Origin of the sequence: Xanthomonas sp. LMG 12460 (assembly GCF_009192895.1) — a bacterium.
Lineage (GTDB): Bacteria > Pseudomonadota > Gammaproteobacteria > Xanthomonadales > Xanthomonadaceae > Xanthomonas_A > Xanthomonas_A sontii.
Genome location: NZ_NKUH01000066.1, coordinates 17,427 through 31,328 on the forward strand (window position 1 = coordinate 17,427; position 13,902 = coordinate 31,328).

Here is a 13,902-nt window from a genome sequence, read left to right on the forward strand (position 1 = left end):
CGCGGCCCCGCCACCTCCCGTCTCTCGCGCGCCCATGCGGCGAAGGCCCTCTGCCGCACGGTCGGGACGGACGCTTGTCGCGCCGGCCTGCTGGCGATTCCAACAACTCCTTAACGAAATGATATAACATCACCTGATCGGGGCCGGGTTCGTACGTCGGACCGCGCACCACCCGCTCGCCCGCAGCCCAGCCGCTGCCGCCAGTCTCCACTCCCCTTGTCCGCAGCCATCATGAAGACCTACACCCATGCCCTCGCCGTGCTGGCCGGGCTCGCGGCCGGCGACGGCGCCGCGCAGACGACACCCGACACCACCACCACGCTCGGCACCGTGGAAGCGCGGCGCCACAGCGCCGCCTCGCTGTCCACGCGCAACATCCTCAGCTCGGTCGACGTGCTCGGCAGCGAGCAGATCGCCGACAAGCAGGTCATGAACAGCTGGGAGTTGCTGGGGCAGATGCCCGGCATGCAGCTCACCGAAACCCGGCAGGGTGCCGAGTCCGGCAAGGTCACCTTCCGCGCTTTCAACGGCGAGGGCTACATCAACGGCATCAAGGTGCTGATCGACGGCGTGCCGAGCAACGTCAACAGCGGCAACCAACGCTTCATCGACATGATCTTCCCGCTGGAGATCGCCTACATCGAGGTGGTGCGCGGCACCAACGATCCGCGCTACGGCCTGCACAACATCGGCGGCAACTTCAACATCGCCACCCGCCAGGGCGGCGACTACCAGGACCTGCGGCTGAGCTACGGCAGTTTCGCCACCCGCGAACTGCAGTACGCCGTCGGCCATGAGGCCGATGGCCTGGCGCAGAACTATTTCGTCGGCGCGCAGGCCGCGCATGGCTATCGCCAGCACGACAGCTCGCGCAAGTACACCCTCGGCGGCAAATGGTTCTACGGCGAAGACGACGATGCCGCACGCATCGGCCTGATCGCACGCGCCTACCACCACGAGGCCGACGAATCGGGCTTCCTCACCGCCACCGAGTTGGCCGAGGACCGCGACCAGTCGCCGCCGAAGAACGCCAACGACGGCGACGACCGCGACATGCGCCAGGCCAGCGTGCACGCCGACTTCAAGCTCGGCGGCGGCTTGCAATTGCGCAACACGCTGTACCTCAACCGTTACCAGGACGACCGGCGGATCACCTTCACCCGCTATCCGCTGGGCAACGCGCCACGGCAGCGTCGGCAATGGGACGAAACCCAGACCGGGTTGCTCAGCACCGTCACCTGGCAGGCCAGCGATCTGCTGAGCGCGGAAGGCGGCTTCAACGCCGAGCACCAGGACAACCGTTACCGGCGCTCGCGCTACGCCTACAGCGTGCCGACCGATTTCGACCGTGCGCCGGCACGCGTGCAGAACGACGACCGCTACAGCCTGGATAACCTCGGCCTGTACCTGCAGGCGGTGATCCAACCGAGCGATGCGCTGAAGATCGTCCCGGCATTCCGCGTCGACCGCTTCTCCGGCGAGACCGCGCTGCCCGGCGGCGTGCATGCGCCGCTGCAGCGCTACGGCTGGATCGAACAGCCCAAGCTCAGCGTGATCTACGCGCTGACCCCGCAGCTGAGCGTGTACGCCAACTGGGGCCGCACCTTCCAGATCCTCACCGGCTCGACCGCCCCGGCCTACCTGACGCCCGGGCAGAGCACGTTCCGGCCCTCGATCAATACCGGCAAGGAGCTGGGCCTGAAACTGCAGCCGGTCGCCGGCACCGAGGCGCGCGTGGCGGTCTGGCGCCAGGATGCCACCGACGAAGTGGCCAACATGCCCAGCACCGGTACCACGGTCGGGCTTGGCCAGACCCGCCGGCAGGGCGTGGACCTGCAACTGAGCACGCAACTGGGCGAGCGCTGGACGCTGTGGCTGTCGCACGCGATCCAGGAAGCCAAGGTGGTCAGCGCCTTTACCGCGAGCGGCGAGTCGCTGCGCGGGCGCGAGGTGTTCTCCACCCCGCGCTACATCAGCAACGCCGGCGTCGACTACCGGCCCGATGCACGCTGGAAGCTGGGGCTGCAGGCGCGCGCGCAAGGCGACTACTACATCGACGAACGCAATACCCAGGGCAAGTACGGCGGCTTCCGCGTGGTCGATGCCAGCGTGCGCTACCAGCTCAGCCCGCGCACCAGCCTCGACCTGCAGGTCAAGAATCTCACCGACGCCCGCTACGCCTACGTCTGGTACGACAACTTCTTCTGGGGCGGCAACGACCAGCCGATGTTCTCGCCGGCGCCCGGACGCGCGGCCTATCTCGGCTTCGAACTGCGCCTGTAGCCATCGCCGACGTTGGCGCGGTCCGCTGCGGCCGCGCCTCTGTCTCCCCCGGCGCCGTCCGGGGCACGCAGGTGCTGCGGCGCGGTTGCCTGCGTGGCGCAGACAACCGCGCGATTTTCCCCGCGAAATCGCATAACATCGCCTTCACGGAGCGAGGTACGCCCAGCGTACCGAACAAGCAAGCCCCGCAACCTCGCCGTTGCCGCCAGCTCTCCGCTGTCCCCACTTGCTTGCAGACCCCATGAAGATCGACTCCCTTGCCCTTGCCCTGGCCGTGCTGGCCGGGCTTGCCGCCGGCCATGCCGCCGCGCAGACCCTCACCTCCGAGACCACCACCACCCTCGGCACCGTGGAGGCGCGGCGCGAGACCGCCGCCTCGCTGTCCACGCGCAACATCCTCAGTTCGGTCGACGTGCTCGGCAGCGAGCAGATCGGCGACAAGCAGGTCATGAACGGCTGGGAGCTGTTGGGCATGATGCCCGGCGTGCAGCTCACCGAGATCCGCCAGGGCGCCGAATCCGGCAAGGCCACCTTCCGCGCCTTCAACGGAGAGGGCTACCTCAACGGCATCAAGATCCTCATCGATGGCGTGCCCAGCGATGCCAACAGCGGCAATCAACGCTTCACCGACATGATCTTCCCGCTGGAGATCGCCTACATCGAAGTCGTGCGCGGCACCAACGACCCGCGCTACGGCCTGCACAACATCGGCGGCAACCTCAACATCGCCACCCGCCAGGGCGGCGACTACCAGGACCTGCGGCTGAGCTACGGCAGCTTCGCCACGCGCGCACTGCAGTACGCCGTCGGCCATGAGGCCGGCGGCCTGGCACAGAACTATTTCGTCGGCGCGCAGGCCACGCAGGGCGAGCGCGCGCACGACAGCGCGCGCAAGTACACACTCGGCGGCAAGTGGTTCTACGGCGACGACGACGACACCGCACGCATCGGCCTGATCGCCCGCGCCTACCATCTGAAGGCCGATGCGCCCGGCTTCCTCACCGCCGCGCAATGGGACGACGACCGCGACCAGTCGCCGCCACAGAATGCCAACGACGGCGGCGAGCGCACCCTGCGCCAGGCCAGCGTGCATGCCGACTTCAAGCTCGGCGACGGTGTGCAGCTGCGCAACACGCTGTACGTCAACCGCTACGACGAGGAGCGCCGCGTCACCTTCACCCCCTACCCGATCGGCAACGCACCGCGGCAGCGCCGGCAATGGGACGAAACCCAGACCGGCCTGCTCAGCACCGTCACCTGGCAGGCCAGCGACCTGCTGAGCGTGGAAGGCGGCCTCAACGCCGAGCACCAGAACAACCGCTATCGCCGCTACCGCTATGCCTACGCGGTGCCGACCGATTTCTGGAGCGCGCCGGCGCGCGTGCAGAACGACGACCGCTACACGCTCGACAACTTCGGCCTGTACCTGCAGGCGGTATTGCAGCCGACCGCCGCGCTGAAGATCGTGCCGGCGTTCCGCGTCGACCGCTTTTCCGGCGACACCACGCTGCCCGGCGGCGTGCACGCGCCGCTGCAGCGCTACGGCTGGATCGACCAGCCCAAGCTCAGCGTGATCTACGCGCTGACGCCGCAGCTGAGCGTGTACGCCAACTGGGGCCGCACCTTCCAGATCCTCACCGGCTCCACCGCGCCGGCCTACCTGACGCCGGGCCAGCCCGGCGTGCGGCCGTCGATCAACACCGGCAAGGAACTGGGCCTGAAACTGCAGCCGGCCACCGGCACCGAGGCGCGGGTGGCGGTCTGGCGCCAGGACGCCACCGACGAGGTGGCCAACAACGTCAGCTCCGGCACCACCGTGGGCCTGGGCCAGACCCGGCGCCAGGGCGTGGACCTGCAACTGAGCACGCAACTGGGCGAGCACTGGACGCTGTGGCTGTCGCAGGCGCTGCAGGAGGCCAAGGTGGTCAGCGCCTACAACGCCTCGGGCGAATCGCTGCGCGGCCGCGAGGTGTTCTCGGTGCCGCGCTACATCAGCAACGCCGGCGTCGACTACCGGCCCGATGCGCGCTGGACCTTGGGCGTGCAGGCGCGCGCGCAAGGCGACTACTACATCGACGAGCGCAATGCGCAGGGCAAGTACGGCGGCTTCCGCGTGGTCGATGCCAGCGTGCGCTATCAGCTCGGTCCGCGCACCAGCCTCGACCTGCAGGTCAAGAACCTCACCGACGCTCGCTACGCCTACGTCTGGTACGACAGCTTCTTCTGGGGTGGCAACAATCAGGCGATGTTCTCGCCAGCGCCTGGGCGTTCGGCCTATCTCGGGTTCGAACTGCGGCTGTAGGGCACCTCGCATCACCTGCATCCGCCACAGCGTGCTGCGCAGGAGCGGCTTCAGCCGCGACGGGCTTCACCGGGAACGCCCCTGTCGCGGCTGAAGCCGCTCCTGCGGGACACGTCCCCGGGGAGATGAGAGGTGCCCGATCACGGTGTTGCCTGGCCAAGGACGACCGTAAGCCGCCGGACGCGGCGTCCGCCGCGCTGTGGTACGGTTCCAGGCGTCGCCAGCCTTCGCGCAAGCCTCCCGCTCGTTCACAGGAGTGCTTTGCGATGATCTCTCCCGCTTCGCTCGACCACGGCGTCTTCCGCTTCCGGGAGACATCGCCATGACCGACTTCGTCACCGATGCGATGCAGCTGCAGGACTGCGTGGGCCGCCTGCCCGGTCCGCGCGACCTGAAGGTGATCGACCACCTGGACGCGCATGCGCTGCGCTGGCTGGCCGCCAGCCCCTTGCTGTTCGCCGGCTTTGCCGGCCAGCGCCTGGCATTGAGTGCGGGCAGCGGTGCACCCGGCTTCGCGCGCGGCGATACGCCGCATCTGCTGTCGATCCCGCTGCAGGCACTGGACACCGCCCACGCGCACGTCGGCGCCGGCTTCGGTTCGCTGTTCCTGGTGCCCGGATTAGGCGAAACCCTGCGGGTCAATGGCCGCATCGCCGGCGACGACGGCACGCGCGTGTTCGTTGCCGTCGAGGAATGCTATCTGCACTGCGCCAAGGCCCTGCTGCGCGCCGACTGGTGGCACGCGGAGGCACGGACCGGCGCCACGCCGCCGGAGACGCCGGAAGAATTGCTCGCCAGTTGCCGACTGCTGATCCTGGCCACCGCCGATGCCGAGGGCCACGTCGATGTCAGTCCGCGCGGCGATCGCGCCGGGGCCTTGCTGCAAGCCCACCGCGACGCCTGGTGGTTCGCCGACCGGCCGGGCAATCGTCGCGTCGACAGCCTGGGCAATCTGCTGGCGCGGCCGCAACTCGCGCTGCTGGCACTGCGCCCCGGCAGCGCACGCTGCGTGCGCATCGAAGGGGTCGCCCGCCCCAGCACCGACGAGGCGATCCGCAACGCGCTCGCCGTCGATGGACGCGTTCCGCATCTGGCGGTGCGGGTGCTGCCGGCGCTCCTCGAAGAGACGCACAGCCGCGCGCTCGGTCGCTTCGACCGTTGGCCGCCCGCCGCCATCGCACACGACCTGGACCCGCCGACGATCTTCCGCGACCACGTCCGGCTCAGCGGCGCGCGCGGCGCCCAGGCCACGCTGATGCGCGCGGCGGTCTCGGTGCCCGGCGTGGTGCGCAAAGGACTGCAGGCCGACTACAAGAAGAACATGTACTGAGCATCCAACGCCGCCGATCACCGGGCGGCGTCGGTCACGCCGGGCACGCTGAGGTGGTGTACGGCATAGCAGTGTGCGGCGGCGGCGTCCGGCGGCAGATCGCGCCACAGGTGAAAACGCAGCCGCGTCCATCCCTGCGGTTCGTAGCCGCACACCGTAGCCAGCACGCGTTCGTCAGGCACGTCCATGTCGTCGGTGTCGTTTCCGCAGGCAGGCGATGGCGCCGGAAGCGCGCGGGTGGCGTAGCGCGCCGAGCGCAGCGCCGCGGACGTCCACGCCGTGCCGACCATCCACGCCTGCACGGTCGGGCGTCCGAAGGCCTCGCACAGCGCGGCGAACGCGGGGCCGGCGAGGAACGCGTGCATCGCCGCCGCATCGCGCCACAGATAGAACGGCGCATACAGGTTCTGCCGGCCGGGCAGCAGCGGATCGCTGCGATCGGCGACCAGGTAGGCCTTGAACTGCAGCCCCGGCAGCGTGTCGAGCAACGGGCCTTTGTCGGCGATGCGGCGGCGGATGACGGCCATGTCGTAGTCCGCCGGCAACGCGATGCTGTATTGCATGGCGATCATGCCGGCACTCCGCGGGCCGTGATGCCGGCGCGGCCGCCGCCGAACGACCAGTCCTGCGCCGCGGTGGTGACGATGGTGACCATCACGTCCTCCGGCGGAATTCCAGGCGCGATCGCCAGCAGCGCGACCAGGCGCCGATAGAACGCCTGCTTGCAGGCAGCGCTGCGTTCGCGGCCGGCGGTGATGGCGATCAGCACGAAACGATCCGAGCGCGGCCCGCCCAGGTAATGGCGGTCGAACACCAGTTCGTCCGGGTCGTGCTGATGGATGACCTGGAAGCAGTCGCCGGCCGGCACCTCGAAGGCGTCGTGCATGGCCTGGTAAAGGCTGGCCGACAGCGCGCGCAGGTAGGCAGGCGGATGACCGCGCAGCAGCGAGATACGGGCGTACGGCATCAGCGCGGCTCCGTCATGGACGGCCGCGCCGCGGCAGCGGTGCGCAGCAACGGCAGCGCGGACGCCGCACACGGCCAGCCGGCGTAGAACGCCAGGTGGGTGATGGCCTCGGCCAGGGTGTCGCGGTCCAGACCGTTGTCCAGTGCGCGCGCCAGGTGCAGCGGCAACTGCTCCAGTCGCGACAGGGCTACCAGTGCCGCCACCGTGACCAGGCTGCGCTCGCGCGGCGACAGCCCAGGGCGCTGCCACACCTCGGCGAACAGCACCTCGTCGGTGAGGCGGGCGAAGGCCGGCGCGATGTCGCCGAACGCGGCCTGCGGGGAAGGAAACGGCGTGGATGGGCCGGACATCGGAAGGTCTCGCAGGGGGAACGGGCACAGCCTAGTCGCGCACAACCTTTCGAAAAATCGGAAAATATCGAAACGACCGTCCGGTAAATCAGGATCGACCGATGCGCCCCACCACCTTCGACCTCGACGCGCTGCGCAGCTTCGTCGCCGGCGTGGAGTTGGGCAGCTTCGCCAAGGCGGCCGAGCGCCGCGGGCGCTCCACCTCGGCGATCAGCGCACAGCTGAAGAAGCTGGAGGAGCAGGCCGGGCAGCCAGTGCTGCGCCGCCAGGGCCGCGGCCTGGCCCTGACCGAGGCCGGCGAAGCCTTGCTGGGCTACGCGCGGCGGCTGCTCGAGCTCAACGACGAGGCGGTCGTGGCCCTGCAGGACACGGCACTGCAGGGCTGGGTGCGGCTGGGGCTGCAGGAGGACTTCGGCGAGTACATGCTGCCGGACGTGCTCGGGCGTTTCGCCCGCGCCCACCCGCAGGTGCGGATCGAAGCGCGCATCGCCCGCCACCAGGAGCTGCTGGCGCGGGTGGAGGCCGGGCAACTGGATCTGGCCCTGGCCTGGGACTCCGGCGCGGCCTCGGCGCATCGGCAGGCGCAAGCGGCGTGGCCGCTGCGCTGGATCGCCGCAGGCGGCCGCAGCGCGCCGGACGTGGCCGACTGGAGCGGCGCGGCGCCATTGCCATTGGTGATGCTGGAAGCCCCCTGCCTGCTGCGCACGGCCGCGACCACCGCACTGGACCGCGCCGGCATCCCATGGCGCATCGCCTTCACCAGCGCCAGCCTCGGCGGCGTATGGGCGGCGGTCCGCGCCGGATTGGGCATCACCCTGCGCACCCCCGCCGGGGTGCCGGCCGGACTGGCCCTGCTCCCGCCCGGCGCCGGCGGCCTGCCCGCGTTGCCGGCGCTAGGGCTGAGCCTGCATCGCGCGGCCGCCGTGCCGCCGCCGGCGGTGGCGCGGCTGGCGGAGATCCTGCAACAGCGCCTGCAGGCGGCGCATGCAGCGCTGGTCGGGGATGGCTGAGACGTCCCGCGCGCTTACCTGCCGCCCTTGCAGGACATCCTCCTGGCGATCAGGACGCCGGCGAGCATGTGGCGCCGCCGCTGGTCACGATCTTGAAGGATTGCCATCGCTCTTCACCGGGACGTGCCGCACGGATCGGAAACCGTGCGTTCAACCATGCGCGGTCGCGACAGCCGCGGCGCTGCGCCGCTCGCGCAGGCGCAGGAACGGCCGCTCCACCGCGTAGTGCAGGACAGCCGCGAACAGCAGCGCCATGCCGGCATAGCCGGCGAAGGCGAGCGGTCCACGCCCGTCCAGCAGCGCGCCGAACCACGCCTGGGTCAGATGGAACGCCGCCTTGTGGCTCAGGTACAGGCTGTAGGACACCGCGGCCAGCCAGGCCGCGCCCGGCACCCGGCAGCGCCCCAGCCATCCCTGGGTGGAGGCGCCGGCGCCGACCAGCAGCGCCAGTCCCAACGACAGCACCGGCCAGCCGATGGCATTGCCGAGCAGGCCGGTGCGGTCGCGGAACAACCACATCGCCAGCGCACAGACCACGATGCCGGCAAGCGCCACGACGCTGGCGTTACGCTGCAGCCGCTGCCAGTGCTGCGGCCGGAAGGTCTTCAGCACCGCCAGCGCCACCCCCGCCAGCAGGCCGTCCAGGCGGTTCCAGGTCGGGTAGTAGAGATCCTCGATGAACCAGTTGCGCTGCAGCCCGGCACCGATGCGATCCAGCGCGCTGTCGTGCACCCAGATCGCACTGCGCAGGGCGATGCCGGCCAGCACCACGGCCACGCACAGCGCCACGAAACGCGGCGCCGATGGCCGCCGCAGCATCCACGCCGCCAGCAGCGGAAACACCAGGTAGAAGTGCTCTTCCACGCACAGCGACCACGCATGCGAGAACGCCTGCTGGTTGGCGTAGTCGATGCCCAGGTTGAGGGTGAAACTGGCGAACAGCCACCACGGCGCGATCCCGGGCGTTTCGCGGAAGCCGGGCCATGCCAGGTACAACGCCAGCACCACTGCATACGCCGGCAGGATGCGGTAGGCGCGGCGCCGGTAGAACTCGCCGTAGCGCAGCCGCTCGCCGCGGGCCAGCGGCGCCAGCACCTGGCCCCCGATCAAAAAGCCGCTGAGCACGAAGAACAGATCCACGCCCATCCAGCCATAGCGCGACAGCCACTCCCAATCCGGGCCGAGCCCACCGACCACGAAGGAGTGGAACAACATCACCCAGACGATGGCGGTGGCGCGCAGCAGGTCGAGGCCGGGATAGCGCATCGCACGCAGGTGGCAGCGGAAAGCGTGCAGCTTACTGGTTGCATCGCCGGTTGCGGCAGCAGCCGTCTATCGACGCCCAAGCGATCGCGCCTGGAAGATGCAAGCAGCGGCGCCAGGCAGCCAACCCCAAGATTGCGTGCACGGGCGTACCCTCACCCCAACCCCTCTCCCGGGGGGAGAGGGGCTTGCGTGGGTCGCGCGCTGTCAGCCCAGCGGTTCGTCCGACAGGTAGGTGTAGCCGGTCAGGCCGGCCTCGAGCGCGTCGGCCAGTTCCGTGGCCTGCGCGGCCGACAACTGCGCGGCGGCGACGCGTTCGGCGTAGGCGGCGCGCAGGTCGTCCAGGCGGTAGCCGACGTAGTCCAGCATCACGTCGGTGGTATCGCCGCGGCGCTGCTGGGCGATGCGGTAGCCGTCGCCATCCACCGCCACTTCCACCGCGTCGGTGTCGCCGAACAGGTTGTGGATGTCGCCCAGGATCTCCTGGTAGGCGCCGACCAGGAAGAAGCCGATGCGGTAGCTTTCGCCCGGGCGCAGCGCGTGCAGCGGCAGCGAGCTGTCCAGGCTTTCGTTCTCGACGTAGGTCTTGACCATGCCGTCGGAATCGCAGGTCATGTCGCAGACCACGCCGCGCCGCGCCGGCGCCTCGTTCAGGCGCTCGATCGGCACGATCGGGAACACCTGATCGATCGCCCACACGTCGGGAATCGATTCGAACACGCTGAAGTTGACGAAGTACTTGTCGACCAGGCGCTCGTTGAGCTCGTCCAGCACCGGACGGTGGCTCTTTTCCTCATGGCTCAGCCGCGCCCGCACGCCGTGGGCGATGGCGTAGAACAGGTCGTCGATGCGCGCGCGATGGGTCAGGTCGATCTGGCCCAGGGCGTAGCCGCTGAGGCCTTCGGCATGGAAATGCTGCGCCTCCTGGAACAGTTCCACCGCCGGGCGCTGGTCCAGTTCGGCATGGATCTCGCGCAGGTGGCGGATCGCCGCCGGTTCGTCGTCGTGCGCGTCGGGCACGCGGCCTTCCGGCGCCTGTTCCACCTCGGACACGTTGGCGATCAGCACGGCGTGGTGCGCGGTCATCGCGCGCCCGCACTCGGTGACGATGCGCGGCGGCGCCAGGCCGTGCTCTTCGCAGGCGCTGGCCAGCGGCTGCACGATGTTGCTGGCGTAGGAGTGCAGGCCGTAGTTGATCGAGCAATAGCTGCGCGAGCGGGTGCCTTCGTAGTCGATGCCCAGGCCGCCGCCGACGTCGACGTGGCTGATCTTCGCGCCCAGCTTGGACAGCTCGACGAAGTAGCGGGTAGCCTCGCGCATGCCGTTGGCGATGTCGCGCACGTTGGAGATCTGCGACCCCATGTGGAAGTGCAGCAGGTTCAGCGCGTCGGCGTATTCGGTGTCGCGCAGGGTCTTCCACAGGTCCAGCACCTGCCGCGGCGACAGCCCGAACTTGGCCTTGTCGCCACCGCTGTTCTGCCACTTGCCCGCGCCCAGCGAGGCCAGGCGCATGCGCACGCCCAGGCCCGGCTTCACGTCCAGCGCGCGCGCCTCCTCCAGCACCAGCTTCAGCTCCGACGGCTTCTCGATGACGATGAAGGTCTGCAGCCCGAGCTTGCGCCCGATCAGCGCCAGACGGATGTACTCGCGGTCCTTGTAGCCGTTGCAGACGATCAGCCCGCCCGGACGCGACAGCGCCAGCACCGCCATCAGCTCCGGCTTGCTGCCCGCCTCCAGGCCGAAGCCCTCGCCCTGGTGGCTGGCCAGGGTGCCGGCCACGCCGCGGTGCTGGTTGACCTTGATCGGGTACACGGCGGTGTAGCCGCCGGTGTAGTCCCAGTCGGCCTGGGCCTGGGCGAAGGCGGCCTGCAGCTTGCCCAGGCGCTCGCCGAGGATGTCCGGGAAGCGCACCAGCATCGGCAGCTTGGCCCCGGCCGCACGCGCGGCGTCCACCACCTCCGGCAGCGCGATCGCCACGCCGTCGGCGCCCTGCGGCCGCACCACCACCCGGCCGGCCGCGTCCACGTCGAAGTACCCGTCGGCCCAGTGCGGGATCGAGTAGGTCTTGCGGGCTTGGTCGAGGGACCAATCGCTCATCGTGGCGGCTCGGCTGAGGGAAAAAGGGCGTGGATTGTAACCCCTGCTACGCGTGGGGTCCGTTACAATCCGCGCCGTTCCGACGCCCTCGGCTCCTGGTGGAGCCGGGCCGGGTTCGCGGGCACCTGGCGTGGCTTGAGTGCGCGGGGCCGCGTCCGGAGGGTGCGGCGACAGCATCGGGTAGCTCGGCTGCACGTGGCTGTGTCCGGCCCTCATCCGGAGAGAGTGGGTGACAGCATCGCGTGGCTTGGCTGCACGAGGCTGCGCCCGACCCTCATCCGGGGAGGTGTGGTAACAGCCTCGTGTGACCTGGCTGCATGAGGCTGCGCCCGACCCTCATCCGGCGCTTCGCGCCACCTTCTCCCGGTGGGAGAAGGAAACGCTGCATTCTTTTTGCTTTCCTAGGACATTCCATGAGCGCCAACGACAACTGGTACATCGAACACTTCCAGCCCACCGGCTCGGCCATCGGCTACCGCATCACCGGCAAGCTGGACGAGGTGCAGTCGCCGTTCCAGAAGATCGAGATCTACGACACCACCGACTGGGGCAAGCTGATGGTGATCGACGGCGCGGTGATGCTGACCACACGCGACAACTTCTTCTACCACGAGATGATCAGCCATCCGGCGCTGTTCACCCACGCCGCGCCCAAGCGCGTGGTGATCATCGGCGGCGGCGACTGCGGCACCCTGCGCGAAGTGCTCAAGCACCCGGGCGTGGAAAGCGCCACCCAGTGCGACATCGACGAGCAGGTCACGCGCATGGCCGAGAAGTACTTCCCGGAACTGTGCGACTCCAACAACGACCCGCGCGCCGAGCTGCTGTTCGACGACGGCGTGGCCTACATGGCCAACTGCCCGGCCGGCAGCGTGGACATCGTCATCGTCGACTCCACCGACCCGGTCGGCCCGGCCGAAGGCCTGTTCAACAAGGCCTTCTACGAGAGCTGCTTCAAGGCGCTGAAGGACGACGGCATCCTGGTGCAGCAATCCGAGTCGCCGCTGGCGCTGCTGGACCTGATCAAGGAAATGCGCGCGGAAATGGGCAAGGCCGGCTTCGCCAGCTTCCACACCGTGCCGTTCCCGCAGCCGTGCTACCCGACCGGCTGGTGGAGCGTGACCATGGCGCGCAAGCAGGGCGGCTTCGACTTCCGCCAGGACGACGCCGCGGCCAAGCCGTTCGCCACCCGCTACTACAGCGCGCACCTGCACACCGGCACCCAGGTGCTGCCGCCGTTCGTGGCCGAGGCGCTGGGCGGCTAAGGCGCCGTCCTCCATCGGCATCGGCGCCTGACGTGCGCCGATGCCGCGGAGCGCCGGCGCTGTCGGGGCCCTCGGTAAAGCCGGCCCCCAACGCGTGCGCATCCGAATCGACAGGCGCGCTGCATCGCGCATGGCATCGCCTCGCCGGTTGCCGCGATCGCGCGCTGTAGGCGCCAAACGATGCCGCACACCATGGCCGGCGCGTGCGACGATGCGCCGGCCTCCATCGCACACACCGCGAGCCTTCCATGCGCTCCCAGACGACGTCGCCGTGGACCCTGTGCGCGCTGGCCGCGATCGGCTTCGTCGTCGCCTGCGTCGCCCACGAAGCGGTGGGCCATGGCCTGGCCTGCCTGGGCAGCGGCGGCACCGTCCGCTGGCTCACGTCGGTGTACTTCCGCTGCCAGCCTGGGCGCCCCTTCGTCGATGCCGCCGGCCCGCTGGCGAATCTATGCGTGGCCGCAGTGTGCATCCTGGCGGCACGCCGCCGTCGCGCGGACACGCCGCGCCTGGCGCTCGCGCTGATCGCCGCCTTCAACGGACTGTGGGGCGCCGGCTACCTGCTGTTCTCCGCGGTCACCAATGACGGGGACCTCGCCTTCGTCCTGCGCGATCTCGCCCTGCGGCCTGCCTGGGCCTGGCGGCTGGGGATGGGACTGGCCGGTGCCTGGCTGTATCTACAGGTGCTGCGCGCCATCGCCCCGTGGCTGCCGAAAGGCAGGCCAATGCTGGCGGCCTACGCCACTGCCGGCACGGTGGCCTGCGTGAGCGTGCTGTTCCATGCCGGGCCGGTGCTGCCGGCACTGCGCGAGGCGGCGCAGGAAGGCCTGTTGGCACCTATCGGCCTGGTGGTCGTTGCGCTGTCGCGCCGGTCGCGCGCGCCACTCCCACTACCATCCAGCCGCACGACGATCGCCGTGACGGTGGTGGTGGTCGCGACGTTCTGGCTCACCCTCGGCCGCGGCTACGGCGGCGTCTGAGTCGGCGCCTGGCGCAGCGTGGCGGCCCATCCGGCGGGCCCGCCATACCTGTAGG

At 69.6% G+C, this 13,902-nt stretch carries 11 protein-coding genes; 6 read left to right on the top strand and 5 right to left on the bottom strand.

Annotation, left to right across the window (positions count from 1 at the left end):
- Window positions 1-231: 231 nt before the first annotated feature.
- The 3 genes from CEK66_RS13865 (at window position 232) to CEK66_RS13875 (ending at window position 5,915) form a co-directional block, all read left to right on the top strand.
- On the top strand, window positions 232-2,283 hold the full coding sequence (locus CEK66_RS13865; protein ID WP_152237293.1) for a TonB-dependent receptor: 2,052 nt from the start codon (window positions 232-234) through the stop codon (window positions 2,281-2,283).
- A gap of 241 nt (window positions 2,284-2,524) precedes the next feature.
- Entirely contained in the window at window positions 2,525-4,585 is a 2,061-nt protein-coding gene (locus CEK66_RS13870) for a TonB-dependent receptor (protein WP_152237294.1), read from the top strand.
- 322 nt (window positions 4,586-4,907) lie between these two features.
- Complete coding sequence (locus CEK66_RS13875) at window positions 4,908-5,915, top strand: pyridoxamine 5'-phosphate oxidase family protein (RefSeq protein ID WP_152237295.1); 1,008 nt, start codon at window positions 4,908-4,910, stop codon at window positions 5,913-5,915.
- A gap of 17 nt (window positions 5,916-5,932) precedes the next feature.
- Here CEK66_RS13875 and CEK66_RS13880 read toward each other — a convergent pair whose 3' ends face one another.
- Genes CEK66_RS13880 through CEK66_RS13890 form a run of 3 tightly spaced genes read right to left on the bottom strand, consistent with a single transcriptional unit; the run spans window position 5,933 to window position 7,232 of the window.
- The gene (locus tag CEK66_RS13880; RefSeq protein WP_152237296.1) at window positions 5,933-6,487 is read right to left on the bottom strand and encodes a DUF4865 family protein; all 555 of its coding nucleotides are present in this window, start codon (window positions 6,485-6,487) and stop codon (window positions 5,933-5,935) included.
- The gene (locus CEK66_RS13885; protein ID WP_152237297.1) at window positions 6,484-6,882 is read right to left on the bottom strand and encodes a tautomerase family protein; all 399 of its coding nucleotides are present in this window, start codon (window positions 6,880-6,882) and stop codon (window positions 6,484-6,486) included. Before CEK66_RS13885 ends, CEK66_RS13880 begins: the two co-directional genes overlap by 4 nt.
- Window positions 6,882-7,232, bottom strand: coding sequence for a carboxymuconolactone decarboxylase family protein (locus CEK66_RS13890; protein ID WP_152237298.1), 351 nt, complete (start codon window positions 7,230-7,232; stop codon window positions 6,882-6,884). The genes CEK66_RS13885 and CEK66_RS13890 overlap by 1 nt, the downstream gene beginning before the upstream one ends.
- 101 nt (window positions 7,233-7,333) lie before the next feature.
- Here CEK66_RS13890 and CEK66_RS13895 point away from each other — a divergent pair, with 101 nt between their 5' ends.
- The gene (locus CEK66_RS13895) at window positions 7,334-8,242 is read left to right on the top strand and encodes a LysR substrate-binding domain-containing protein (RefSeq protein ID WP_152237299.1); all 909 of its coding nucleotides are present in this window, start codon (window positions 7,334-7,336) and stop codon (window positions 8,240-8,242) included.
- A gap of 150 nt (window positions 8,243-8,392) precedes the next feature.
- Here CEK66_RS13895 and CEK66_RS13900 read toward each other — a convergent pair whose 3' ends face one another.
- Both CEK66_RS13900 and speA read right to left on the bottom strand, forming a co-directional pair.
- Window positions 8,393-9,508 carry an acyltransferase gene (locus tag CEK66_RS13900; protein ID WP_152237300.1) on the bottom strand — a complete coding sequence of 372 codons (1,116 nt, stop codon included), beginning with the start codon at window positions 9,506-9,508 and terminating at the stop codon, window positions 8,393-8,395.
- A gap of 204 nt (window positions 9,509-9,712) precedes the next feature.
- Window positions 9,713-11,602, bottom strand: coding sequence for an arginine decarboxylase (speA, locus tag CEK66_RS13905; protein ID WP_152237301.1), 1,890 nt, complete (start codon window positions 11,600-11,602; stop codon window positions 9,713-9,715).
- 413 nt (window positions 11,603-12,015) lie between these two features.
- Between speA and speE the strand changes: the two genes are divergently transcribed.
- The gene (gene speE / locus CEK66_RS13910; protein ID WP_017916998.1) at window positions 12,016-12,867 is read left to right on the top strand and encodes a polyamine aminopropyltransferase; all 852 of its coding nucleotides are present in this window, start codon (window positions 12,016-12,018) and stop codon (window positions 12,865-12,867) included.
- A 248-nt stretch (window positions 12,868-13,115) separates the two neighbouring features.
- On the top strand, window positions 13,116-13,847 hold the full coding sequence (locus tag CEK66_RS13915; protein WP_152237302.1) for a hypothetical protein: 732 nt from the start codon (window positions 13,116-13,118) through the stop codon (window positions 13,845-13,847).
- Window positions 13,848-13,902 lie beyond the last annotated feature (55 nt).

What these genes read in the sequence shown, in the direction of transcription:
- CEK66_RS13865 (WP_152237293.1), top strand. Translation starts at nt 232, where the DNA reads ATGAAGACCTACACCCATGCCCTCGCCGTGCTGGCCGGGCTCGCGGCC.
- CEK66_RS13870 (WP_152237294.1), top strand. Translation starts at nt 2,525, where the DNA reads ATGAAGATCGACTCCCTTGCCCTTGCCCTGGCCGTGCTGGCCGGGCTT.
- CEK66_RS13875 (WP_152237295.1), top strand. Translation starts at nt 4,908, where the DNA reads ATGACCGACTTCGTCACCGATGCGATGCAGCTGCAGGACTGCGTGGGC.
- CEK66_RS13880 (WP_152237296.1), bottom strand. Translation starts at nt 6,487, where the DNA reads ATGATCGCCATGCAATACAGCATCGCGTTGCCGGCGGACTACGACATG.
- CEK66_RS13885 (WP_152237297.1), bottom strand. Translation starts at nt 6,882, where the DNA reads ATGCCGTACGCCCGTATCTCGCTGCTGCGCGGTCATCCGCCTGCCTAC.
- CEK66_RS13890 (WP_152237298.1), bottom strand. Translation starts at nt 7,232, where the DNA reads ATGTCCGGCCCATCCACGCCGTTTCCTTCCCCGCAGGCCGCGTTCGGC.
- CEK66_RS13895 (WP_152237299.1), top strand. Translation starts at nt 7,334, where the DNA reads ATGCGCCCCACCACCTTCGACCTCGACGCGCTGCGCAGCTTCGTCGCC.
- CEK66_RS13900 (WP_152237300.1), bottom strand. Translation starts at nt 9,508, where the DNA reads ATGCGCTATCCCGGCCTCGACCTGCTGCGCGCCACCGCCATCGTCTGG.
- speA (WP_152237301.1), bottom strand. Translation starts at nt 11,602, where the DNA reads ATGAGCGATTGGTCCCTCGACCAAGCCCGCAAGACCTACTCGATCCCG.
- speE (WP_017916998.1), top strand. Translation starts at nt 12,016, where the DNA reads ATGAGCGCCAACGACAACTGGTACATCGAACACTTCCAGCCCACCGGC.
- CEK66_RS13915 (WP_152237302.1), top strand. Translation starts at nt 13,116, where the DNA reads ATGCGCTCCCAGACGACGTCGCCGTGGACCCTGTGCGCGCTGGCCGCG.